The organism is Amycolatopsis sp. NPDC114503, from assembly GCF_055633655.1.
Map to the genome: position 1 here is coordinate 255,279 of NZ_JBVKDT010000009.1, position 23,147 is coordinate 278,425.

The window sequence follows — 23,147 nt, forward strand, 5'->3', positions numbered from 1 at the left end:
GAAGACTAACCAAGCCCGCCGAGCGCGGGCACCGCCGGACCGGTCCGCACCACGCCGAGCCGCTGCGTCGCCCGGGTCAGCGCCACATACAGGTCATTGAGCCCGCGCGGCGAGCCCGCCACGATCTCGTCCGGCGATACCAGCACGACCCCGTCGAACTCCAGCCCCTTGGAACGGTCGACGGTCAGCACGCTCAGCCGTTCGTCCTCCGGAAGCAGCTTCCGCACCTCGTCGACGCGACCGCCCGGCACCAGCACCGCCACGGTCCCACCGTCCACAGCGGACAGTTCCGCGGCCACCAGCGCGGGCAGTTCCTCTTCCAGCGAAGCGACTTCCACGCCCCACGGCGGCACCCCGGTCTCCCGCACCGACGCCGGCGCGGCCAGATCGACGTCCAGTTCGGCGAGCACGCCCGCGGCCACCTCCATGATCTCCGCCGGGGTCCGGTAGTTCACCGTCAGCTGCTCGAGCCGCCAGCGGTCCGCGACGTAGGGCGACAGCACCTCGTCCCAGGTCCGCGCTCCCCCGGCGGCCCCGGTCTGCGCGACGTCGCCGACCAGCGTCATCGACCGGTTCGGCGTGCGGCGCATCAGCAGCCGCCAGTCCATCGCGGACAGTTCCTGCGCCTCGTCGACGATCACGTGCCCGAACGTCCACGTCCGGTCCTGCGCGGCACGCTGCGCCGCGGTCAGCTCGCTGCGCGCCTGCTGGCGTTCGGCGAACAACTCGGCGTCCAGCACGTCGGACACCCGCAGGATCTCCTCGTCCTGGATTTCCTCGTCCTGCTCGAGGATGTCCAGCACGCCCTCGGCATACGCCCGCTCGACGCGTTCGCGGCGCTTGTCCTCGGCCTGTTCCTCGGAGTCGTCGACGCCGAGCAGTTCGGCCAGTTCGTCGAGCAGCGGCACGTCGGCGGGCGTCCACTTCGCGGTGCGGCCGCTCTCCAGATGCGTCCGGTCCTCTTCGGACAGCAGGTCGCCCGCCGCCCGGTCGAGGTGTTCGCGGTCGGCGAACAGGTCGTCCAGCAGGCCGCCCGGGGTGAGTTTCGGCCACAGCGAGTTCAGCGCGGCGGCGACCGCGGGGCTCGCCGCCAGCTCGACGCGGATGTCCTGGACGTCCTGCGCGTCCAGCAAATCCTCGCCCAAAGCGCGGGCGGCCTGCCGGGTGAGCGCGTCGAGGACGTCGGAGACGAACAGCCGCCGCGCGAGATTGTGCGGCCTGCGCGAACGGCGTGCCCGGGTGCGGGCCTGCGCGCAGGTCTTCCGGTCGAGCTTGAGGATCTCGCGTTCGTGCTCGATCTCGATCACCGGATCGGGTACACCTTGCCGATCGCGGACGGCCTTGGCGAGCACGTCGGCCATCACCAGCCGGCCCTTCACCTCGGCCGCCTCCGGAGAGTCGACGCCGTCGGCGTCCAAGCCCGGCCACAGCTGGCCGATGGTCGACAGGAGCACGCCGGTCTCGCCAAGCGAGGGCAGCACCTGGCCGATGTAGCGCAGGAAGGTCGAGTTCGGGCCGACGACCAGCACGCCGCGCGTGGTCAGCTGCTGGCGGTGCGTGTAGAGCAGATACGCCGCGCGATGCAGGGCGACCGCGGTCTTCCCGGTGCCCGGCGCGCCCTGCACCACCATCACCCCGCCGAGCGGCGCGCGGATGATCCGGTCCTGTTCGGCCTGGATGGTGGAGACGATGTCGGCCATCTCGCCGGTCCGGCGGCGCTCCAGCGCGGCCAGCAGCGCGGCCTCGCCGGCGAGCCCGAGGTCTTGGCCCTGGTCAGCGGCGGTCAGATCGAGGATCTCGTCGTCGAACCCGGTGACGCGACGGCTCAGCGACCGCAGATGCCGGCGGCGGCGCACGCCGTCCGGCGAAGCGGCGGTGGCGAGGTAGAAGGGCCGCGCGACCGGCGCGCGCCAGTCGATCAGCAGCGGCCGGTAGTCGTCGTCCTCGTCGAACAGGCCGAGCCGTCCGATGTAGGCGGTCTCGTCGGCGTCTTCGGAGGTGCTGCCCGGCACGAAGTCCAGCCGCCCGAAGCACAATCCCTGCTCGACCGACCCGAGCTGGGCGAGCCGGTCGCTGTGCAGGATCGTGGCGGCTTCGCGTTCGGTCCGCGCCTGCGGCGTCCCGCCGGTCTGGCGCAGGGTTTCGTCCAGCCGGCGCTGGGTCTGGGTGCGTTCGGAGTCGAGCTTCGCGAACAGGGCGTCGGTGTAGGCCTGTTCGCGGCGCAGCTCGGCTTCGTAGGCCGGTTCCTCGGGCAAGGAAAGGTCCTGCTTTCAGGTCGGGATCGGGGCCGGAAGAGTGCAACCGGCGAGGATCCCGGGCCATTCCTGTCCGGGCCGAAACGGGGCAGAACGGATCAGAAGGGCAGGCCGAGGACCGGCAAGCCGATCGCCGAGTCGACCGCCAGCGCGACGAACACGATCATCAGGTACGTGTTCGACCGGTGGAACAGCGCCATCGGCTTGGTTTCCTCGCCGCGGTGCACGGCGGCCTGCAGCCGGTGCGCGTAGAAGAGGAACCAGCCGCCGGCGAGGATCGCGAAGGTCGCGTACAGCCAGCTCGTGACCGGGAGCAGCAGCAGCGTCCAGGCGACCATCACCCACGAGTAAATGACGATCTGCCGGGCCACGTGCTCGGCGGTCGCGACGACCGGCAGCATCGGCACGCCGGCGCGCTCGTAGTCGTCGCGGTACTTCATGCCCAGCGCCCAGGTGTGCGGCGGGGTCCAGAAGAAGATCACGCCGAACATCACGAACGCCGGCCACTGCACGGTGCCGGTGACCGCGACCCAGCCGATCAGCACCGGCATGCAGCCCGCGGCCCCGCCCCAGACCACGTTCTGCGACGTCCGCCGCTTGAGGCCGAGGGTGTAGACGAAGATGTAGAACAGGATGGTCGCGATCGCGAGGACCGCCGCCAGCAGGTTCACCGTGAAGTACAGGACGGCGAACGAGGCGACGCCCAGCACGAGGCCGAAGATCAGCGCGTTGCGCCGCGGCACCGCGTCCTTCACCAGCGGACGCCGCTTGGTGCGGTTCATGACCTTGTCGATGTCGCTGTCGATCACGCAGTTGAGCGCGTTCGCGCTGCCCGCGGCCATCGTGCCGCCGACCAGCGTCGCGACCACCAGCCACGGGTTCGGCACCTCGCGCCCGGCGAGGAACATCGCGGGGATCGTGGTGACGAGGAGAAGCTCGATCACGCGCGGCTTGGCCAGCGCGGCGTACGCGCCCGCCACCTGGCGGAAGCTTCGCCGGGCCCCGCGCGGTCGCCCGCCGTCCGGGGGTACGGCGCTGGTGTCTTCACTGCGTCCGTGCGCAGCGTTCACCAACGACATTTCTCTCCCTGAGTCAGTCCTGGGCCGGGCGGCCCGGAAGAAGAGGTGGTGCTCATGGAGAACTTCCGTGCCTGGCCCGCGATCGATGTTAGACGTGGCGGATGGGCTCAACGCCCGCGGGTCCGGGACACGCCCGGCAGTGTCTCCTCCGTCACGCCGCCCGCCGTGAGTCGCGGACGCCCGCGGCGGGTAGCCGAAGAAGGACAGGCGGGCAGGATCACCTCACCCGCAAGGTGCGCGCCCGCGCTCGCGCGCACGCGTACGCACTAGGGTGACAGCGTCGGGCCGCTCGCTCCGCCTGCACAGCGCCGTCAGCAGGAATATCGTCCCTTCGGGATCGATTGAGATAACTGAGGGCGCACACCGCAGCACTTGAGCGGCACGCACGGAATACAGCCATCACTTCACCGACGCAGGAGTTCGAGTTCAGTGTCCGAAACCTCTAGCAGCGAGACCAGCCCCTTGCTCCGGCGCAACCTGCCGGCCGACTGGACCGAGACCGACACCCGCGCCGTAGACACCGCCCGCGTGCTGGCCGCGGACGCCGTCGAAAACTGCGGCAGCGGGCACCCGGGCACTGCGATGAGCCTGGCGCCGCTGGCGTACACGCTGTTCCAGCGCACGATGCGGCACGACCCGGCCGACCCGGAGTGGCCCGCCCGCGACCGGTTCGTTCTTTCCGCCGGGCACTCCAGCCTGACCCTCTACATCCAGCTGTACCTGGCCGGGTTCGGCCTGGAGCTGGAAGACCTCGAGCAGCTGCGCCGCTGGGGCTCCAAGACCCCGGGCCACCCGGAGTACCGGCACACCAAGGGCGTCGAGACCACCACCGGCCCGCTGGGCCAGGGCCTCGCGAACGGCGTCGGCATGGCGATGGCGGCGCGGCGCGAGCGCGGCCTGCTGGACCCGGACGCCCCCGCCGGCGAGAGCATCTTCGACCACCACATCTACGTGATCGCCTCCGACGGCGACATCGAAGAGGGCGTCACCTCCGAGGCCTCGTCCATCGCGGGCCGCCAGGAGCTGGGCAACCTGATCGTCTTCTACGACGACAACAAGATCTCCATCGAGGACGACACCAACATCGCGCTGTCCGAGGACGTCGCGAAGCGGTACGAGGCCTACGGCTGGCACGTGCAGACCGTCGAGGGCGGCGAGGACGTCGTCGCGCTCGAGGCGGCCATCAAGGCGGCGCAGGCCGAGACCACGCGGCCGTCGTTCATCCAGGTGCGCACGATCATCGGCTACCCGGCCCCGACGAAGATGAACACCGGCAAGGCGCACGGCGCCGCGCTGGGCGCGGAAGAGGTCGCGGGCGTCAAGAAGGCGCTGGGCTTCGACCCGGAGAAGAACTTCGACGTCGACGAGGCGGTGCTCGCGCACACCCGTCAGGCGATCGAGCGCGGCGAGAAGCAGCGCGCCGAATGGCAGGAGCGCTTCGAGGCGTGGGCCGCGGCCAACCCGGAGCGCAAGAAGCTGGCCGACCGGCTGTCGACCCGCACGCTGCCCGAGGGCTTCGCGGACAACCTGCCGTCGTGGGAGCCCGACGCCAAGGGCATCGCCACCCGCAAGGCCTCCGGCGAGGTGCTCAACGCGCTGGCCGAGCCGCTGCCCGAGCTGTGGGGCGGTTCCGCGGACCTCGCGGAGAGCAACAACACCACCATGAAGGGCGCCGACTCGTTCGGCCCGGCCGCGGCCGGCACCGACATGTGGAAGACCAACCCGTACGGCCGCACGCTGCACTTCGGCATCCGCGAGCACGCGATGGGCTCGATCCTCAACGGCATCGCGCTGCACGGCGGCACCCGCCCGTACGGCGCGACCTTCCTCACCTTCTCCGACTACATGCGCCCGCCGGTCCGGCTCGCCGCGCTGATGAAGGCTCCGGTCATCTACGTGTGGACGCACGACTCGATCGGCCTCGGCGAGGACGGCCCGACGCACCAGCCGATCGAGCAGGTCGCCGCGCTGCGCGCGATCCCGGGCCTCAACGTCGTCCGCCCGGCGGACGCCAACGAGACCGCGTACGCGTGGAAGGCCGTGCTGGAGGACGTGCACCACCCGTCCGGCTTCGCGCTGACCCGGCAGAACGTGCCGGTGCTGGAGGGCACGAACGCCGAGGGCGTCAAGAAGGGCGGCTACGTGCTGGCCGAGGCGTCCAACGGCACCCCGGAGGTTGTGCTGATCGCGACCGGTTCCGAGGTCCAGCTGGCCGTCGAGGCGCGCAAGACCCTCGAGGCCGACGGCATCCCCACCAGCGTGGTCTCGATGCCGTGCGTCGAGTGGTTCGACGCGCAGGAGCAGGACTACAAGGACGCCGTCCTGCCGCCGACGGTCAAGGCCCGCGTTTCGGTCGAGGCCGGGATCGCGATGCCGTGGCAGCGCTTCACCGGCGACGCCGGCGAGAACGTGTCGATCGAGCACTACGGAGCCTCGGCCGACGCCGCGACGCTGTTCCGCGAGTTCGGCTTCACCGCCGAAGCCGTGGTCGACGCCGCCCGTCGTTCGATCGCCAACACCAAGAACTGAAAGGGGATCACGATGACTGACCGACTCGCACAGCTGTCCGAAGCAGGCGTCTCGATCTGGCTGGACGACCTTTCGCGGGAGCGCCTGAACTCGGGCAACCTCGCCGGGCTCATCCGCGACAAGCACGTCGTCGGCGTGACCACCAACCCGACGATCTTCGCGAACGCGCTGTCGAACGGCGCCGCCTACGACGAGCAGGTCAACGACCTCGCCGCGCGCGGTGCGGACCTCGACGGCACCGTCCGGGAGCTGACCACCACCGACGTGCGCAACGCCGCGGACCTGTTCCGCGACGTGTACAACGCCACGAACGGCGTCGACGGCCGCGTGTCCATCGAGGTGGACCCGCGCCTGGCGAAGGACACCGACAAGACGGTGGCCGAGGCCAAGGACCTGTGGAAGACCGTCGACCGGCCGAACGTGATGATCAAGATCCCGGCGACCGAAGAGGGTCTGCCCGCGATCACCGCCGTGCTCGCCGAGGGCATCAGCGTCAACGTCACGCTGATCTTCTCCGTCGAGCGCTACGAGGCCGTCATCAAGGCTTTCTTCGCCGGCTTGGAGCAGGCGAAGGCCAACGGCCACGACCTCAAGGGCATCCACTCGGTCGCGTCGTTCTTCGTGTCCCGTGTGGACAGTGAGGTCGACAAGCGGCTGAACGCGATCGGCACCGACGAGGCCAAGGCGCTGCTGGGCGAGGCGGCCATCGCCAACGCGCGGCTCGCGTACGCGGCCTTCGAGAAGCTGTTCGCCACGGACCAGTGGAAGGCGCTCGCCGAGGCTGGCGCGAACGCTCAGCGTCCGCTGTGGGCCTCCACCGGCGTGAAGGACCCGGCCTACTCCGACACCCGGTACGTCGACCAGCTCGTGGTCAAGGACGTCGTGAACACGATGCCCGAGAAGACCATGGACTCGGTCGCCGACCACGCCGAGATCACCGGCGACACGGTTTCCGGAAAGGGCGAGCAGGCGCAGGCGATCTTCGACAAGCTGTCGGCAGCCGGCATCGACGTGCCGGACGTGTTCGTGACACTGGAGACCGAGGGCGTCGAGAAGTTCGAGAAGTCCTGGCAGGAACTGCTGGACACGGTGACCGGGCAGCTGAACAAAGCGAAGGGCTGAACCAGAGACCATGAGCGGGGACGAAACCGGCGTCGTGATCGTAGACGCCGAACTGGCAGAAAAGGCAGCGCCGCTGGCGCAGCGGCTGGCCGCCGACGGCGCCGCTGCCAAGCTCGCCGCCAAGGACTCCACGCTGTGGGGTCCGGACGCCGAGTCCGAAGCGTCGATCCGATTGTCCTGGACGACGTTGCACAAGTCGTCGCGTCCGTTGATCGGGGAAATCGAAGCGCTGCGCGCGGAACTGCGCAGCGAGGGCGTGGACCGCGTGGTGCTCGCCGGCATGGGCGGCTCGTCGCTCGCGCCGGAGGTCATCACCGCCACCGCCGGCGTCCCGCTCACGGTGCTCGACACGACCGACCCCGGCCAGGTGGCCGACGCGCTCGCGGGCGACCTCGAGCGCACCGTCATCGTGGTGTCGTCGAAATCCGGCGGCACCGTCGAAACGGACAGCCACCGCCGGATTTTCGCCAAGGCGTTCGCGGACGCCGGGATCGACGCGGCGCGGCGCATCGTCGTCGTCACCGATCCCGGCTCCCCGTTCTCCGAACTGGCGGAGAAAGAGGGCTACCGCAAGACCTTCCTGGCCGATCCGCACGTCGGCGGCCGCTACTCCGCGCTGACCGCGTTCGGCCTCGTGCCGGCCGGTCTCGCGGGCGCGGACGTCGCGCGGCTGCTCGACCAGGCCGCGTCGGTGGCGGAAACGCTCGCCGAGGACGCGCCCGAGAACCCGGCCGTGCAGCTGGCGGCGGCTTGGGGCGCAGCCCACGAGGCGGGCGCGGAGAAGGTCGTGCTGGCCGACACCGGTTCGGGCATCAAGGGATTCCCGGACTGGGCGGAGCAGCTCATCGCCGAGTCCACCGGCAAGCTCGGCACCGGCCTCCTGCCGGTGGCTGTAGAGGGTCCGGACGCTCCCGGGTTCGCCGACCACGGCAAGGACGCGACCGCGGTCGCGATCGGCGCCCCGGAAGGCGCGGCGCAGATCTCGGTGACCGGCCCGCTCGGCGCGCAGTTCCTGTTGTGGGAGTTCGCGACCGCGCTTGTCGGACGGCTGCTGGAGATCAACCCGTTCGACCAGCCGGACGTCGAAGCGGCCAAGAAGGCGGCTCGCGCGCTGCTGGACGACCCGGAGAAGCTCAAGGGCGGCGAGACACCGGCCACTGTGGACGGTGCGGTCGAAGTCTTTGGCAGCGAAGGAGTTTCGACGGACGGCAAGCTCGCCGACGTCCTGCGCGCGTTCTTCGGTTCGGTGGCCGACGGCGGCTACATCGCCGTCCAGGCGTACCTCGACCGGCTGGACGACGCGTCGACTTCGTTGCTGCGCGGCGAAATCGCCAAGCGGACCGGCGTGCAGACCACGTTCGGCTGGGGCCCGCGGTTCCTGCACTCCACCGGGCAGTACCACAAGGGCGGCCACCAGAACGGCAGCTTCCTGCAGATCACCGGTGCTGTCGACGAAGACCTGTCGGTGCCGGACCGCCCGTACACGCTGGGGCAGCTCCAGCACGCGCAGGCCCTCGGCGACGGCCAGGTGCTCGCCGAGCACGGGCGTCCGGTGCTGCGGCTGCACCTGACCGACCGCGCCGCCGGGCTCGCCGAGCTCGTCCGGGCAGTGCAGGAGGCCGCTCAGTGACCTGGCACAACCCGCTGCGGGATCCCCGCGACAAGCGGCTGCCGCGGATCGCCGGGCCGTCGAGCCTGGTGATCTTCGGCGTCACCGGCGACCTGGCGCGCAAGAAGCTGATGCCGGCCATTTACGACCTCGCGCACCGCGGGCTGCTGCCCGCCGGGTTCTCGCTGGTCGGCTTCGCCCGCCGGGACTGGGAACACCAGGACTTCGGCGAGCTGGTGCACGATTCGGTGCGCGAGCACGCGCGGACGCCGTTCAAGGAGTCGGTGTGGAACCGGCTCGCCGAAGGAATCCGGTTCGTCCAGGGCACTTTCGACGACGACGACGCCTTCGACCGGCTCGCGCAGACCGTGCGCGAGCTGGACGAGGAACGCGGCACCGGCGGCAACACGGCGTTCTACCTCTCGATCCCGCCGGGCGCGTTCCCGGTGGTGACCAAGCAGCTGGCGCGCTCGGGCCTCGCGCAGGCCGACGAGAACACCTGGCGGCGCGTGGTCATCGAGAAGCCGTTCGGCCACGATCTCAAGAGCGCCAAGGAGCTCAACGCGATCGTGAACGACGTCTTCCCCGAGGAGTCGGTGTTCCGCATCGACCACTACCTCGGCAAGGAGACGGTGCAGAACATCCTGGCGCTGCGCTTCGCGAACCAGCTGTTCGAGCCGATCTGGAACGCCAACTTCATCGACCACGTGCAGATCACCATGGCCGAGGACATCGGTCTCGGCGGCCGCGCGGGGTACTACGACGGGATCGGCGCCGCGCGCGACGTCATCCAGAACCACCTGCTGCAGCTGCTCGCCTTCACCGCGATGGACGAGCCGCTGTCGTTCGAGCCGAAGGCTTTGCGCTCGGAGAAGGCCAAGGTGCTGGCGGCGACCAAGCCGATGCTGCCGCTGCACGAGACCACCGCGCGCGGGCAGTACGCGGGCGGCTGGCAGGGCGGCACCAAGGTCCCGGGCCTGTTGCAGGAAGCCGGGTTCGCGAAGGACTCGAAGACCGAGACCTACGCCGCGGTGACGCTGGAGGTGCAGAACCGCCGCTGGGCGGGCGTGCCGTTCTACCTGCGCACCGGCAAGCGGCTCGGCCGCCGCGTCACCGAGATCGCGGTCGTGTTCAAGCGCGCGCCGCACCTGCCGTTCGACTCCACCTCCACCGAGGAGCTGGGGCAGAACGCGCTGGTCATCCGCGTGCAGCCGGACGAGGGCATCACGCTGCGGTTCGGGTCGAAGGTGCCGGGGACCACGATGGAGGTCCGCGACGTCACGATGGACTTCGGCTACGGCCACGCGTTCACCGAATCGTCGCCGGAGGCCTACGAGCGGCTGATCCTGGACGTGCTGCTGGGCGAGCCGTCGCTGTTCCCGGTGAACGAGGAAGTCGAGCTGTCGTGGGAAATCCTCGACCCGGTGCTGTCGCACTGGGCGAAGCTCGGCACCGCGCCGGAGCAGTACCCGCCGGGCAGCTGGGGTCCCAAATCGGCTGACGAAATGCTGGAGCGTACCGGCAGGCACTGGAGGCGTCCGTGATCATCGACCTGCCGTCGACCACGACGTCGGCGCTGAACAAGAAACTGGTGGAGATCCGCGAGCAGGGCGGCCAGGTCGCGCTCGGCCGGGTGCTGACCCTGGTGATCGTCGCGGACGACGACGCCAAGCTCGAGGAAGCCATCGAGGCCGCGAACGACGCCAGCCGCGAGCACCCGTCGCGGGTGATCGTCGTGGCGAAGGGCGCGCGCACGGCCGCGCCGCGCATAGACGGCCAGATCCGCGTCGGCGGCGACGCCGGCGCGAGCGAGGTCATCGTGCTGCGGCTGTACGGTCCGCTGGCCGCGCAGGGGCAGAGCGCCGTGGTGCCGCTGCTGCTGCCGGACGCGCCGATCGTCACCTGGTGGCCCGGGGCCGGTCCGAAGGCTCCCGCGGAGGATCCGCTCGGCCAGCTGGCACAGCGGCGGATCACCGACTCCGCCGCGGAAAAGAGCCCGATAAGGTCTCTCACCACGCGTGCGAAGTCCTATGTGGAGGGTGACACCGACCTGGCGTGGACCCGGCTGACGCACTGGCGGGCGCAGCTGGTGTCGGCGCTGGACCTCCCGCCGTACGAGAAGATCACCGGTGCGACGGTGACCGGCGAGGCGGATTCGCCGTCCACCGAACTGCTCGCGGGCTGGCTCGCCGAGTACCTCAAGGCACCGGTGCACCGGGTCAAGAGTTCGAGCGCGCAGGGCATCATTTCGGTGAAGCTGGAGCGGAAATCGGGCGCGGTGGAGCTGACGCGGCCGGACGGGCGGGTCGGCACGCTGACCCAGCCGGGCCAGCCGACGCGGCGGATCGCGTTGCAGCGGCGCAGCAATCCGGAGTGCCTCGTGGAGGAACTCCGGCGGCTCGACCCGGACGAGATCTACGAGGCGGCGCTGCACGGGCTGCACAAGATCGCCGCGTCCAACGGGTCGAAACCCGCTGCTGCCAAGGCTTCCGCCAAGCCCGCGGCTGCGGCGAAGCCGAAGGCGGCCAGCCGCAAGACGGCGGAAAAGAGCACCTCATGAGCCGGACCGAGGTCGTCGTCTACGAAAACCCGGACCTGCTCGCCGCGGCCGCCGCGGCACGTCTGGTGACCCGGATCGTCGACGTGCAGGCAGCTCGCGGTGCGGCGTCGGTGGTGCTCACCGGCGGCGGCACCGGCATCGCCGTGCTGCGGGAGCTGCGGGAGTCGAGCGCGCGGGACGCGATCGACTGGTCGCGGTTGGACATCTACTGGGGCGACGAGCGGTTCGTCCCGGCGGATTCGGACGAGCGCAACGAGAAGGGCGCGCGCGAAGCCCTGCTCGACCACGTTCCGCTGGCTCCGGAGCGGGTGCACGCGATGGCCCCGTCGGACGGCGAATTCGGCGACGACGTCGACGCGGCCGCCGAGGCCTACGCGAAGGTCCTCTCCGACGCGGCGGGTTCCGGCGAGGACGTGCCGGAGTTCGACATCATGCTGCTGGGCCTCGGCGGCGAGGGTCACACGGCGTCGCTGTTCCCGGAAACCGCCGAGGTGCGCGAAACCCAGCGCTCGGTGGTGCCGGTCCGCGACTGCCCGAAACCCCCGCCGACGCGCGTGTCGCTGACGCTGCCGGCCATCCGCCGCGCCCGCGAGGTGTGGCTGATGACGGCAGGCACCGCCAAGGCGGACGCGGTCGCGCAGGCTCTGGCCGGTGCGCCGGAAACGCAGATCCCGGTCTCGGGCGCTCGCGGCTACCGGCGGACGCTGTGGCTCCTGGACCGCGAGGCGGCCGGGAAGCTGACGAAGGTGTACGAGCCGCCAGCTGAGTAAGACTGTTTGCCGGAAGGGCTCCTCGCGCGTTGGCGCGGGGAGCCTTTTTCGTTGCGGCGCAAGGGAAGTGTGCGGGCGCGAGGGTCGTGCGCGCCTATCCCGATTCTAACCGCGGTTAACGCTCACGAGCCCTGCTCCCCCGCCGCCTCAGCGCCGGCCAGCAGCGCCGCTGTCGCCCCCAAGTGGTCCGTCAGCAGCCCTGCCGCCACCTCCGGATCCCGGCCCAGCGCCGCCCGTTCCAGCTCCTCGTGCTGGGCGAGCACGTCCTCCACGGGGAGCCGGTACGCCGGGTGCACCGTCCACCGCCGGGCCAGCTCGCTCGCGGTCCACATCCGGTCGAAATTCTCCAACAGCACCGCGTTTCCGCAGCCGTCGAGCAGCGTGCGGTGGAACAAGCGGTGCGCTTCCGCCCAAGCAGCGGAGTAGTAGCTGCCTTCGTCCGGCACATACATCGGCGTCCGGGCGAGCCGGTGTCCCGCCGCACGCACCCGCGTTTCCCACTCCAAGTCTCCGCGCACGACCGACAACCGCAGCATCGCGGGCTCGACCGTCTGGCGCGCCTCGACGATCTCCTGCCACCGCCGGTCGGCGAGCGCCGGCACCGCGAAACCGCGGTTCGTCAGCCGTTCCGCCAGTCCCTCCCCCGCCAACCGGACCAGCGCCTCTCGCACCACGGCGAGGCTGACCTCGTACCGCGCCGCCAGCTCCTGCGGTTTCAGCGCCTGCCCCGGCTCGACCTCGCCGCGCATGATCGCGGCGCGGACCTGGTCGTAGATCTGCTCGGACAGCATCTGCTTCATGCCCTCAGGATAGACGATCTGCCAAATCATCGATTATTAGTGCTATCGTCGATCAGGTACCGCTTCCAGTGAGAGGAACCCATGTCCGCCAACTCCCCGTTCGCGCGCCTTCCCGAGGTGCCGAGCTTCACCGTCACCAGCACGACCGTCGCCGACGGCGCGGCCTGGCCCGCCGAGCAGTTCTCCGGGATTTTCGGCGTGCCCGGAGGCAAAGACACGTCGCCGCAGCTGTCTTGGACCGGCGCGCCGGAAGGCACGAAGAGCTACGCCGTGACGGTCTACGACGCCGACGCGCCGACCGGCTCCGGCTTCTGGCACTGGGCCGTCGCCGACATCCCGGCCACCGTCACCGACCTGCCGGAGGGCGCGGGCGACGACACCGGATCCGGGCTGCCCGACGGCGCGTTCCAGCTGCGCAACGACGCCGGGGCCGCCCGCTTCATCGGCGCGGCCCCGCCCGCCGGCCACGGCGAACACCGCTACTTCGTCGTCGTGCACGCCTTGGATGTCGAGTCGATCGGCGTCCCGGCCGACGCGACGCCCGCCGTCCTCGGGTTCACCATGTTCGGCCACGTGCTCGGCCGCGCGGTGCTCGTCGCGACCGCGGAGACCCCCGCCTAGACCTCGGCGGGCCGATCACTCGAAGGCCGCCGCGTCGTGCTTCGCCACGACGCGGCGGCCTTCGACTGCGCAGCGACACTTCCCACCCACCCGCACGGGTGATCTCTCCCCTGTTCGCGTGGCTCGGATCCAGCGTCGACCTGGGAGGCAAACGGAGTAACTGACACTCGGCCAAAAAGCGGCTCACCAGTATGTGGGAACCGCCGTATGGTGAACATAAGGTGATGTGATCGACACTAGGTGATGTCGACCGCGCTTAGTTCATCCTGTTGGAGCAGTTGTGGAGATTACAACACCACAAGAACCACTCTGGGTGAAACTTACTGGCAACACACACGTTCCCGTTAGCATCCGCACATTTGTTCACCGCCGCGCGTCCCGATCGGGTGGCCGGAGCATCTCATCACTAAGTCCACAAGACGAATGGGGTCGCCGCGATGAGCACTGAGGGACTCTCGATTCCTGGCATCTCGATGAGCAGCTCCGCAGCGAGAGCCGCTCGACGGGCCAGGCGCGCCAGCCTGACCGGCGTGTTCGCCGTGTTCCGGAAACCCCTCGTCGCGACAATCGCCGTCGAAGCGGTCGTCGTGCTGCTGGCGGTGCTCGACGTCTGGCTGGTCGTGCCGCCGAAAGCACAGCCCTATTCGCTGTACCTGTCGGCCGCCGCGTGTCTCGCGGTCGTGGTGCGGCGGCGCTTCCCGTTCCTCGCGGTGCTCGCCGCGGCGCCGGGATTCCTCGCCGGATGGGCGCAGCTGGCGTCGATGCTCAACCTGGGCATGCTCGCGACGCGGCGGCAATTGCACTGGCAGACCTGGGTCGGCGCGGGACTGGTGTTCACCTGCCGGTTCGTGCGGTGGCCGCTGTCGGAGTTCGCGGAACTGAGCTGGCGCGAACACGTCCTCGACGGGATCTACGGCGTCCTGGTCGCCGGAATGCCGATCGCGATCGGCCTGCTGATCGGGGCGCGCGCGGAGATCTCGGCGAAGCTGCGCGAGCTGGCGAAGAGCCGCGACCGCGAACGCCGCTTCCACGCCGACGCGGTGCGAGCCGAGGAACGCGCGCGGCTGGCCCGCGAGATGCACGACGTGGTGTCGCACCAGATCACGCTGATCGCCATGCAGGCCGGCGCGCTGCAAGCACAGGCCAAGGACGGCCCGGCGCTGGAAACGGCGCAGGTCATCCGCCAGCTCTCGACGCGGACGCTGGAGGAACTGCGCTCGCTGGTGAGCGTGCTGCGCTCCGGCTCCGGCGACGACGGCCCGCGGCCCGGAATCGGAGAGCTGGACCACCTGATCCGCGAGTGCGACGTGCCGGTGCAGCTGACCGTCGAGCAACTGCCGGACACCCTGCCGAGCCAGGTCTCGGCGGCGGCGTACCGGACGGTGCAGGAATGCCTGACGAACGTCCACAAACACGCCCCCGGCGCGACGGCGACGATTCGCATCCACGCGGCAAGCGGCGCGCTGGACATCGAGGTGGAGAACGCCCGCGCCTGCCGCGCCGGCGAAGCCTTCCCGTCGGGCGGCCACGGACTCACCGGACTCGCCGAACGAGCCCGGCTGCTGGGCGGAAGCTTCGAAACGTCCGGCACAGAGGACGGCGGGTTCCGGGTGCGGGCGCGGTATCCGCTGGACCGCTGAGCCTGGCCGGGATTGGTCTGGACCGGTCAAGAACCCTGTCCGCATCGCGTTTTCCGGCGGTCAGGTCCGGAGCGGCATCGACGCGGGCCGCGCGGAAATCCACCGCTGCGGACGTGCGTCCGAGGCGGCCGTGGAACCTGCGTCGCGGAGGTCCAGACCACCGGAAAGCTTCGCCGCGAGCCGATCCGCCAGGTCCGTTCCGCAGCCCGCCCGGCTCGGTTCCGCAACCCGCCAGATCCGGTTCCGCAACCCGCCCGGCTCAGTCCCGCAGCGCGCCGCCCGGCTCGATTCCGCCGCCCACCCGATTCGGTCCGCAGCCCCGCCCGGCTCAATTCGCAGCCCGCCCGGCTCCAGTCCTGCAGCGCCACCCGGCTCGTTTCCGCAGCGCCGCGCGACGCCAGGCAGGCCATTCGGGGATGGCCTTGCTGCCGGGCAAGACCTCCGAGATCGCCGCACCGCAGCCGTTTCCGGTCACCAGGCTGACGACGCGATTGGTCTGGACCGGTCAAGAACTGCTCGAGTCAAGAACCCTTTGGCGCCCGACCCCTCGCAGAGGTCCAGACGTGCCTCCCCCGAGGCACCGTCGTCCAAACCGGACCATTCACCGAACCGTGCCACCCGGGCCGCACAGGTCCAGACCTATCCCCCTACCAAACCAAGGTCGCCCAGACATCACCAGGAGCGCGTCTCCCCCGAAACTGAGCCGCCGCCCCGCCGAGGCCTGGACCCGTCCGCCAGATCCAGCCCCCTCGGAGAACACCAGCGGTCCCGCCGCCCGAGCCGGAGCCTCACCCCCGAACCGAGCCACCCGCAGAGGTCCAGACCTGCCCCTCACAGCCCAAGGCCCCTCGGACGGCACCAGCTCCCCGCAGCACGACCAGAAGCTTCTCCGCCGACCCAGAGCCGCCCGTCCCACCCATGGTCTGAACCTCCCTCAACCAGGTCCAGACCACCCGAAACCCGCCCCCGGGAACTAAAAAACCACCGGCCCTCGCCCTCGCGGACGGGAAGCCGGTGGTCCCGGAGAAAAACCGTGCCTCAGATCAATTCTCGGCGTTGGCGGAGGCGCTCGAGCGCTTCGGCGAGGATGGCCTCTCCGTCGGCGTCGCTGCGGCGTTCCTTCACGTAAGCCAGATGCGTCTTGTACGGCTCGGTCCGAGGCGCGGCGGGCGGATTCTGCTCGTTCTGCCCGCCGGGAAGCCCGCAGCGCGGGCAATCCCATTCTTCGGGGACCTCCGCGTCCATCGCGAACGACGGGCGGGCTTCGTGCCCGTTCGCACACCAATAGGACACCCGGCGCCGTGGCGCCGATTCACCCCGCTCCGATTCGCCCGAAGGACCGGCACCCACGCGGGTGCCGCGAATCGCGTTACCGCCAACCATGAATCCTCACCCGTTGGAATCGGCGGCGCGCCCCCCAATAGGCACGCCGATCGCAAGTCCCCTTCCGGGGACCCGGTCAGACCTTGAGCAGGAGGCCGAGGCCCACGATGCTGATCAGCCAGATGGCCCCGAGCAGCAGCGTGATCCGGTCGAGGTTCTTCTCGGCGACGCTGGACCCCGCGAGACTCGACTGCATCCCGCCGCCGAACAGGGACGACAGGCCGCCGCCCCGGCCGCGGTGCAGCAGCACTGCCACCACCAGCAGGACGCTGGAGGCGATCAACAGGATTTGCAGGAACAGCTTCATGTCATCCTCTGTGCTTGTCGGAGCATGCAGGGGTACGGCCGGACCCGCACAGTGTGCGGATCTTCACCGTACCCCTGGACTCGTCCACTGCTCTAGTGACGGACCGAACACACAGGCTACCCGGTAGTGCCCACGATCAGGGCAGCGGGCCACCGGCGGCGAGCGCGCAGAGCTTGGTGAACTCCTCGCCGTCCAGGCTCGCGCCGCCGACCAGCGCGCCGTCGATGTTGTCCGCGCCCACCAGCTCGGAGACGTTGCCGGCCTTCACCGAGCCGCCGTAGAGCACCCGGACCGCGGTGGCGACCTCGTCGCCGTACTTCTCCGACAGCGTCCCGCGCAGGGATTTGCAGACCTCTTCGGCGTCGGCCGCGGTCGCGACCTTGCCGGTGCCGATGGCCCACACCGGCTCGTACGCGATCACGACGGCCTGCACCTGCTCGGCCTTGAGTCCCTTGAGGGCCTCGACGAGCTGGTTGCGGGTGTGCTCGAGGTGCTCGCCCGCTTCGCGGATCTCGAGCTCCTCGCCCACGCACAGGATCGGCGTGATGCCGTGCTTGAGCGCGGCCTTGACCTTCTTGTTGACCAGTTCGTCGGTCTCGCCGTGGATCGCGCGCCGCTCCGAGTGGCCGACGGTGACGAAGCTGCAGCCCAGCTTCGCCAGCATCGGGCCGGAGATGTCGCCGGTGAACGCGCCCGAATCCTGCGGCGACAGGTCCTGCGCGCCGTAGGTGAGCGAGAGCTTGTCGGCGTCGATCAGGGTCTGCACGCTGCGGATGTCGGTGAACGGCGGCAGCACCGTCACGTCCACCTTCGCGTAGTACTTCTCCGGCAGCGCGAAGGCGATCTTCTGCACCAGGGCGATGGCCTCGAGGTGGTTGAGGTTCATCTTCCAGTTGCCTGCCACCAGGGGCTTGCGTGCCACTTAGTTCTTCCCCTCCAGCGCCGCCACGCCGGGCAGCTCCTTGCCTTCCAGGTACTCCAGCGAGGCGCCGCCGCCGGTGGAGATGTGCGAGAAGCCGTCCTCGGGCAGGCCCAGCTGCCGCACCGCGGCCGCCGAATCGCCGCCGCCGACGACGGTGAACGCATCGCTCTTGACGAGCGCCTCGGCCACCGCGCGGGTGCCGCCGGCGAACGCCTCGAATTCGAAGACGCCCATCGGGCCGTTCCAGAAGACGGTCGCCGCGTCAGCGAGTTTCTGCGCGAACAGCTCGGCGCTGCGCGGGCCGATGTCGAGGCCCATGCGGTCGGCCGGGATGGCGGTGACGTCGACGGCCTCGTGCGCCGCGTCGGCGGCGAACCCCTCGGCCGCGAGCACGTCGACCGGCAGCACCAGTTCGACGCCGCGCTTGTCGGCCTCGGCGAGGAAGCCCTTGACCTGGTCGATCTGGTCTTCCTGCAGCAGCGACGTGCCGACCTCGTAGCCCTTGGCCTTGAGGAACGTGTACGCCATGCCGCCGCCGATGAGCAGCCGGTCGACCTTGGTGAGCAGGTTCGCGATGACGCCGAGCTTGTCGGACACCTTCGAGCCGCCGAGCGCGACCACGTACGGCCGCTTGACGTCGTCGGTGAGCTTCTTCAGCACGTCCAGCTCGGCCAGCACGAGCCCGCCCGCGTACGCCGGGAGCACCGCGGCGATCTCGTAGACCGAGGCCTGCTTGCGGTGCACGACGCCGAAACCGTCGGAAACGAACGCCCCGCCCGGCGTCAGCGCGGCCAGCTCGGCCGCCAGCTCGGACCGGTCGACGGCGTCCTTGCTGGTCTCGCGCGCGTCGAAGCGCACGTTCTCCAGCAAGACGACACCGCCGTCGTTCAGTCCGGCCACGAGCGCCTTCGCCGACTCGCCGACGAGGTCGCCGGCCAGCGGGACCTCGGAGCCGAGCAGTTCGCCCAGCCGCTTCGCGACCGGCGCGAGCGTGAACTTCGGGTCCGGCTCGCCCTTGGGGCGGCCGAGGTGCGCGGTGACGACGACCTTCGCGCCCGCGTCGGCGAGCTTCTTGATCGTCGGCAGCGCGGCGCGGACCCGGCCGTCGTCGGTGATGGCCGACCCGTCGAGCGGGACGTTCAGGTCGCTGCGCACCAGCACGTAGCGGCCCTGAACGCCCTCGCTCAGCAGGTCTTCCAGGTTTTTGACGCTCATCCGGTTCAGAGCTTCGAGCCGACGAGCTTGATCAGGTCGGCGAGGCGGTTGGAGTAGCCCCACTCGTTGTCGTACCAGCCGACGACCTTGACCTGGTTCCCGATCACCTTGGTGAGCGGCGAGTCGTAGATGCAGGACGCCGGGTCGGTGACGATGTCCGAGGACACGATCGGGTCGACCGAGTACTTCAGGATGCCGGCCAGCGGGCCTTCGGCGGCGGCCTTGTAGGCGGCGTTGATCTCGTCGACGGTGGCCGGCTTCTTGAGGGTGACGGTCAGGTCGGTGGCCGAGCCGGTCGGGACCGGGACGCGCAGCGCGTAGCCGTCCAGCTTGCCGAGCAGCTCCGGCAGCACGAGGCCGATCGCCTTGGCCGCGCCGGTGGAGGCCGGGACGACGTTCAGGGCGGCGGCGCGGGCGCGGCGCAGGTCCTTGTGCGGGCCGTCCTGCAGGTTCTGGTCCTGCGTGTAGGCGTGGATCGTGGTCATCAGGCCCTGCTCGATGCCGAAGGCGTCGTTGAGGACCTTGGCCAGCGGGCCGAGGCAGTTGGTGGTGCAGGACGCGTTGGAGATGATCGTCTGCGAGCCGTCGTACTTGTCGTCGTTGACGCCGAGGACGACGGTCAGGTCCTCGCCCTTGGCGGGCGCGGAGATGATGACCTTCTTCGCGCCGCCGGCGATGTGCGCCTTGGCGGCGTCGGCGTTGGTGAAGAAGCCGGTCGACTCGACGACGACGTCCACGCCGAGGTCGCCCCAGGGCAGGTTGGCCGGGTCGCGCTCGGCGAGGGCCTTGATGGTCTTGCCGTCGACGACGATGCCCTCGTCGCTGACGCTGACCTCGCCCGGGAAGCGGCCGAGGATCGAGTCGTACTTGAGCAGGTGGGCCATGGTGGCGACGTCGCCGAGGTCGTTGAACGCGACGACCTCGATGTCGTGACCGCTCGCCTTCACGGCACGGAAGAAGTTGCGGCCGATCCGGCCGAAGCCGTTGACACCTACGCGAACGGTCACTGCTGCCACTCCTCTGGTGTTGATCACGGCGGCGGCCCACCGGCCGCCGACCGCTGAAGTTGGACACTGCGGAAGTTCCCCGGGGCGCCCGCCCCGGACGACTTCTGCGACTTCCGGGTTTCGGCGCAACCCTAGCGTGCGGGCGCCGTTGCCCCGGACTGCCCTGACGAGACTTCCACCACTGCCGGAAGACGTCAAGAATCGATTAAGAACCCAGCTCAGCCGGGTGAGCGCCCGAAACGGGGCGGGCGCTCCCGCAGGGGTCCGGGGCGGGAGCGGACCAGTGGCTTGATCGGTCTTGGTGCCCCGGTTCACGCTGTCGGGCGGCGCTGTCGGAGGAGGCGAGGCGGACGGGGCGGGGTCCGGAGGTCTGGTCGGGCGCGACGGGGCGAGGAACGGGACGCGCGGGACGACACGGGCGGTGGGAATCGGGCGGGGGCGGAGGCGGGTGTTCGGGGATGGCCTGGATCCGATGCTCGCAGGGGCTGGCGCAGGGCGCAGCGGCCAACCGGTGCCGGAGACGGGTTGCTCGGGGACGGGCTGGATCCGACGCTCGCGGGGACTGACGCAGGCAACCGGCGCCGGAGACGGGTTGCTCGGAGGCGGCCTGGATCAGAACCCACCGGACTGGCTCAGGGCGCAGCGGCCCAACGAACTGCCAGGCGGAGTCGGAGACGAGGGCTCGGGGACGAAATGGACCCGAAGCTCACCGCGACTGACGCAAGGCGCAGCGGCCGAACGAACTGCCAAGCGAGGACGGAGTCAGGTGCTCAGAGGCGACCTGGATCCAAAGCTCACCGCGACTGACGCAGGGCGCAGCTGCCAACCGGCACCGGAGACGGGTGCTCAGAGGAGGCCTGGATCCGACGCCCGCCGGGCTGCCCCAGGGCGCAACAGCCGGACGAACTCCCAAGCGACCCCGGCGCGCTGTGGCCTCTCACCGCCGGGCCAATCCGATCACCACGCAGCCCAGCCGCTGAGCCATTCCCCCGCCATGCCCGACCGGTCGTCCGGCCCAGCGCACTGCCCATGCGACAGCTGGTCATTTCGGCACAGCGCGAACCGCTATCCAGACAGCTCCTTCTCCGCCGGGGTGCGGAACTTCGGCACCACTCGTGCCTCCCCCAGCCATTCGCTCAGCCGGGCTGCCTCGGCCTCCACCGCGGCGGCCTTCTCGGCTCCCACGTCCTCCAGCAGGCGGACCGCGACTTCGCCGGACGCGCGGTGTGCCCACGCTCCGACAATCCGGCCGTCGCTCCAGACTGTCGGGCCGATATTGCCGCTGCGGTCGAACAGGGCGGGGCGGTGCGGGCCGACGTACCAGTCTCGGGACTGCCAGCCCATCGCGGTCGGGTCCAGGGCGGGGAGCAGGGCGATCCATGGGTCGGGAGCGGGGACCGGAGCGAGATCGCCGGACAGGGCGATTGCGGGTTCGCCGTCCAGGTCCACCTCGACGGGGGCGACGGCGGTCAGCGCCTTTTTCGTTTGGCCTGCGTTCCAGCCGGTCCACCAGCGGAGATCTGCGACCGGGGCCGGGCCGAAGGCGTGAAGCCATCGACGGGCCAGGGCGGCTCGGGCTTCGTCTTCGGAGAGGGCTGGCCAGCCGGGGGCGGAGCGGGCTGACCCGGCATCGGAGCGGGCTGACCCGGCAGGAGCAACGGCGGCGGAGCCGGTGGCCGGACCGGGGCGGGCAGCAGGGACAGAGCCGGAAACAGCGTCCGCCAGCCAATCGGTGAGTGGGGACCAGTAGTACTGCGTGCTCTGCCAACTCCCCCGCGGACGGCCGCGCACGATGTGGCCCTCGGCGGCCAGCTGGAACAACACCCGGCTGGTGACATTGCCGATCGACTCGTACGGTTTTCCCTTCGCCATCAGCAGTTGCTGACGCAGGCGCGGTTCGTCGTCCGCGAGTTGCTGGGCGGTTGCCGATTCCCTGGCGCGCAAGGCTTTTTCGACGCTCGCCATCACCTCGTCCAGCCATTCGCCCGGATTCGGGACGTTCTCCGGGTGGCCCAGGGTGCCTAGTTGCTTTTCCAGCAGACGGCGTTGGCGAGCCGCGATGTCGTACGAGCACGCCGCTTGCATCAAACCGGCGGTGGCGACATCGGTGACGAACATGGTGCGCCGCATGCCCAGCAACCGCAGGAGGGTGCGGCGGGAGTACAGCGCCTCCTCGACATCGGCGACCGAGACCTCGCGTACGCGCGACCAGGCAGACAGGTACACCGAAGCGGGATCGGTGGCGTGCAGCGCGACGACACCGTCGACTGCGTCCTCGACGGTCGTCGTCCGGGCCGCCAGGTGGTGGCGTGCGCCGAGGCGGGCCCGGCGCTGGGCGAGGGTCATCTTCACGACTCGATTCCTACCACCAGCGACCGACAGAAAACGCATTTGTGCTGGTCAAGAGGGCAAGCCAGCAAGCATGGCGGTGCGTGCGCGGTCCCGGAACCAGAGCTGGGCCGGGTCGGCGGCGGTCCGCGGGTGCCAGGCCAGGCCCAGTTCGATCGGCGGAAGGTCCAGCGGGATAGGGAAGGTCCGCAGGCCAAGGGCGTCGAGGAAGGGGGCAAGCCAGCCTGCGACGCCGATGGTTACCAGGTCGCTGCTGCTCGCCAAGGCCAGGGCGCTCGGGTGGCCGGGGACGACGACGGCGACCCGGCGGTGCAGGCCCAGCTGGGCCAGGGCAGTGTCGATCGGACCGTGTTGCTTGCCTCTGCGGGAGATGCCGATGTGTTCGGCGGAGGCGAAGCTGACCGGGTCGATGGGTTCGTCGAAGAGCGGATTTCCTTGCCGCGCAATGCCTAGGACTGTCGATCGCACCACCGGCTCGGTGCGGGTTTCCGGGTCGTGATGACCGGCGGCGCCGATCTCGAGGTCTACCCGGCCGTCGCGCAGCGCTCCACTGTCCTCTGTGGATTCCGGCAGGAAGATGACCTCGACGTGCGGAGCTTCGGCGCGAATGCGGGCGGCGAGGGGACCGGCCAAACCGCTTACCACCAGGTCGGCGGCTTGGACGGTAAAGGTGCGGCGCAAGTCCGCGGGAGTGAAACCGGGGCCGGGGCCCAGGATGCGGTCGGCGCGGTGCACCAGGGCACCGACTTCGTCCTTCAGCTCCAGGGCGCGCGGGGTCGGGACCAGGCCTTGGCCCGCGCGCACCAGAAGCGGGTCGCCGGCGGCGCGGCGCAGTTTGGCGAGCGTGCGGCTCACCGCGGCGGGCGAGCTGCCCAGCCTGGCCGCGGCGCGCGTGACGCTGCCTTCCTGCAGCAGGACGTCCAGCACGCGCAAGAGGTTGAGGTCCATGACCGTCCCGGAAGGTTTGCGTGAGGCGGAA

At 70.1% G+C, this 23,147-nt stretch carries 18 protein-coding genes; 8 read left to right on the forward strand and 10 right to left on the reverse strand.

All coding sequences use genetic code 11. From position 1 onward, the window contains the following. Positions 1 to 5 precede the first annotated feature (5 nt). Positions 6 to 2,255, reverse strand: coding sequence for a HelD family protein (locus ACZ7OI_RS34540; RefSeq protein ID WP_470268283.1), 2,250 nt, complete (start codon positions 2,253 to 2,255; stop codon positions 6 to 8). A 98-nt stretch (positions 2,256 to 2,353) separates the two neighbouring features. Continuing rightward, positions 2,354 to 3,334 carry a heme o synthase gene (locus ACZ7OI_RS34545; RefSeq protein ID WP_470233886.1) on the reverse strand — a complete coding sequence of 327 codons (981 nt, stop codon included), beginning with the start codon at positions 3,332 to 3,334 and terminating at the stop codon, positions 2,354 to 2,356. A 429-nt stretch (positions 3,335 to 3,763) separates the two neighbouring features. Between ACZ7OI_RS34545 and tkt the strand changes: the two genes are divergently transcribed. From tkt to pgl, 6 genes are read left to right on the forward strand one after another with little or no spacing between them, the layout of a single operon-like run. Next, the gene (gene tkt / locus ACZ7OI_RS34550) at positions 3,764 to 5,863 is read left to right on the forward strand and encodes a transketolase (RefSeq protein ID WP_470268284.1); all 2,100 of its coding nucleotides are present in this window, start codon (positions 3,764 to 3,766) and stop codon (positions 5,861 to 5,863) included. A gap of 12 nt (positions 5,864 to 5,875) precedes the next feature. Next, the gene (tal, locus tag ACZ7OI_RS34555; RefSeq protein ID WP_470268285.1) at positions 5,876 to 6,985 is read left to right on the forward strand and encodes a transaldolase; all 1,110 of its coding nucleotides are present in this window, start codon (positions 5,876 to 5,878) and stop codon (positions 6,983 to 6,985) included. A 10-nt stretch (positions 6,986 to 6,995) separates the two neighbouring features. Beyond that, positions 6,996 to 8,615: a glucose-6-phosphate isomerase gene (locus ACZ7OI_RS34560; protein ID WP_470268286.1), complete on the forward strand. Its 1,620-nt coding sequence runs from the start codon at positions 6,996 to 6,998 to the stop codon at positions 8,613 to 8,615. Then, positions 8,612 to 10,138 carry a glucose-6-phosphate dehydrogenase gene (zwf, locus tag ACZ7OI_RS34565; RefSeq protein WP_470268287.1) on the forward strand — a complete coding sequence of 509 codons (1,527 nt, stop codon included), beginning with the start codon at positions 8,612 to 8,614 and terminating at the stop codon, positions 10,136 to 10,138. Before ACZ7OI_RS34560 ends, zwf begins: the two co-directional genes overlap by 4 nt. Next, entirely contained in the window at positions 10,135 to 11,154 is a 1,020-nt protein-coding gene (gene opcA, locus ACZ7OI_RS34570; RefSeq protein WP_470268288.1) for a glucose-6-phosphate dehydrogenase assembly protein OpcA, read from the forward strand. Before zwf ends, opcA begins: the two co-directional genes overlap by 4 nt. Then, on the forward strand, positions 11,151 to 11,924 hold the full coding sequence (gene pgl, locus ACZ7OI_RS34575; RefSeq protein ID WP_470268289.1) for a 6-phosphogluconolactonase: 774 nt from the start codon (positions 11,151 to 11,153) through the stop codon (positions 11,922 to 11,924). The genes opcA and pgl overlap by 4 nt, the downstream gene beginning before the upstream one ends. A 122-nt stretch (positions 11,925 to 12,046) precedes the next feature. On the opposite strand, the gene ACZ7OI_RS34580 is transcribed toward pgl, so the two are convergent. Further along, positions 12,047 to 12,715: a GntR family transcriptional regulator gene (locus ACZ7OI_RS34580; RefSeq protein ID WP_470268372.1), complete on the reverse strand. Its 669-nt coding sequence runs from the start codon at positions 12,713 to 12,715 to the stop codon at positions 12,047 to 12,049. 90 nt (positions 12,716 to 12,805) lie between these two features. Here ACZ7OI_RS34580 and ACZ7OI_RS34585 point away from each other — a divergent pair, with 90 nt between their 5' ends. Continuing rightward, positions 12,806 to 13,345, forward strand: a complete 540-nt coding sequence (locus ACZ7OI_RS34585; RefSeq protein ID WP_470268290.1) for a YbhB/YbcL family Raf kinase inhibitor-like protein — start codon at positions 12,806 to 12,808, stop codon at positions 13,343 to 13,345. Positions 13,346 to 13,782: 437 nt separating this feature from the next. Continuing rightward, complete coding sequence (locus ACZ7OI_RS34590; protein WP_470268291.1) at positions 13,783 to 14,985, forward strand: sensor histidine kinase; 1,203 nt, start codon at positions 13,783 to 13,785, stop codon at positions 14,983 to 14,985. 1,038 nt (positions 14,986 to 16,023) lie between these two features. Here the strand turns inward: ACZ7OI_RS34590 and ACZ7OI_RS34595 are convergent. The 7 genes from ACZ7OI_RS34595 to ACZ7OI_RS34625 form a co-directional block, all read right to left on the reverse strand. After that, complete coding sequence (locus tag ACZ7OI_RS34595) at positions 16,024 to 16,368, reverse strand: RNA polymerase-binding protein RbpA (RefSeq protein WP_344267249.1); 345 nt, start codon at positions 16,366 to 16,368, stop codon at positions 16,024 to 16,026. Between the two features lie 76 nt (positions 16,369 to 16,444). Beyond that, positions 16,445 to 16,675: a preprotein translocase subunit SecG gene (gene secG / locus ACZ7OI_RS34600; RefSeq protein WP_033292761.1), complete on the reverse strand. Its 231-nt coding sequence runs from the start codon at positions 16,673 to 16,675 to the stop codon at positions 16,445 to 16,447. Positions 16,676 to 16,811: 136 nt separating this feature from the next. Then, positions 16,812 to 17,597, reverse strand: coding sequence for a triose-phosphate isomerase (tpiA, locus tag ACZ7OI_RS34605; RefSeq protein ID WP_470268292.1), 786 nt, complete (start codon positions 17,595 to 17,597; stop codon positions 16,812 to 16,814). After that, positions 17,598 to 18,812, reverse strand: coding sequence for a phosphoglycerate kinase (locus ACZ7OI_RS34610; protein ID WP_470268293.1), 1,215 nt, complete (start codon positions 18,810 to 18,812; stop codon positions 17,598 to 17,600). Between the two features lie 5 nt (positions 18,813 to 18,817). After that, a complete protein-coding gene (gene gap, locus ACZ7OI_RS34615) occupies positions 18,818 to 19,819 on the reverse strand; it encodes a type I glyceraldehyde-3-phosphate dehydrogenase (protein ID WP_470268294.1) in 1,002 nt (333 codons plus the stop codon). 1,065 nt (positions 19,820 to 20,884) lie between these two features. After that, entirely contained in the window at positions 20,885 to 22,165 is a 1,281-nt protein-coding gene (locus ACZ7OI_RS34620) for a winged helix DNA-binding domain-containing protein (RefSeq protein ID WP_470268373.1), read from the reverse strand. Between the two features lie 54 nt (positions 22,166 to 22,219). Next, a complete protein-coding gene (locus ACZ7OI_RS34625) occupies positions 22,220 to 23,116 on the reverse strand; it encodes a LysR family transcriptional regulator (RefSeq protein WP_470268295.1) in 897 nt (298 codons plus the stop codon). Positions 23,117 to 23,147 lie beyond the last annotated feature (31 nt).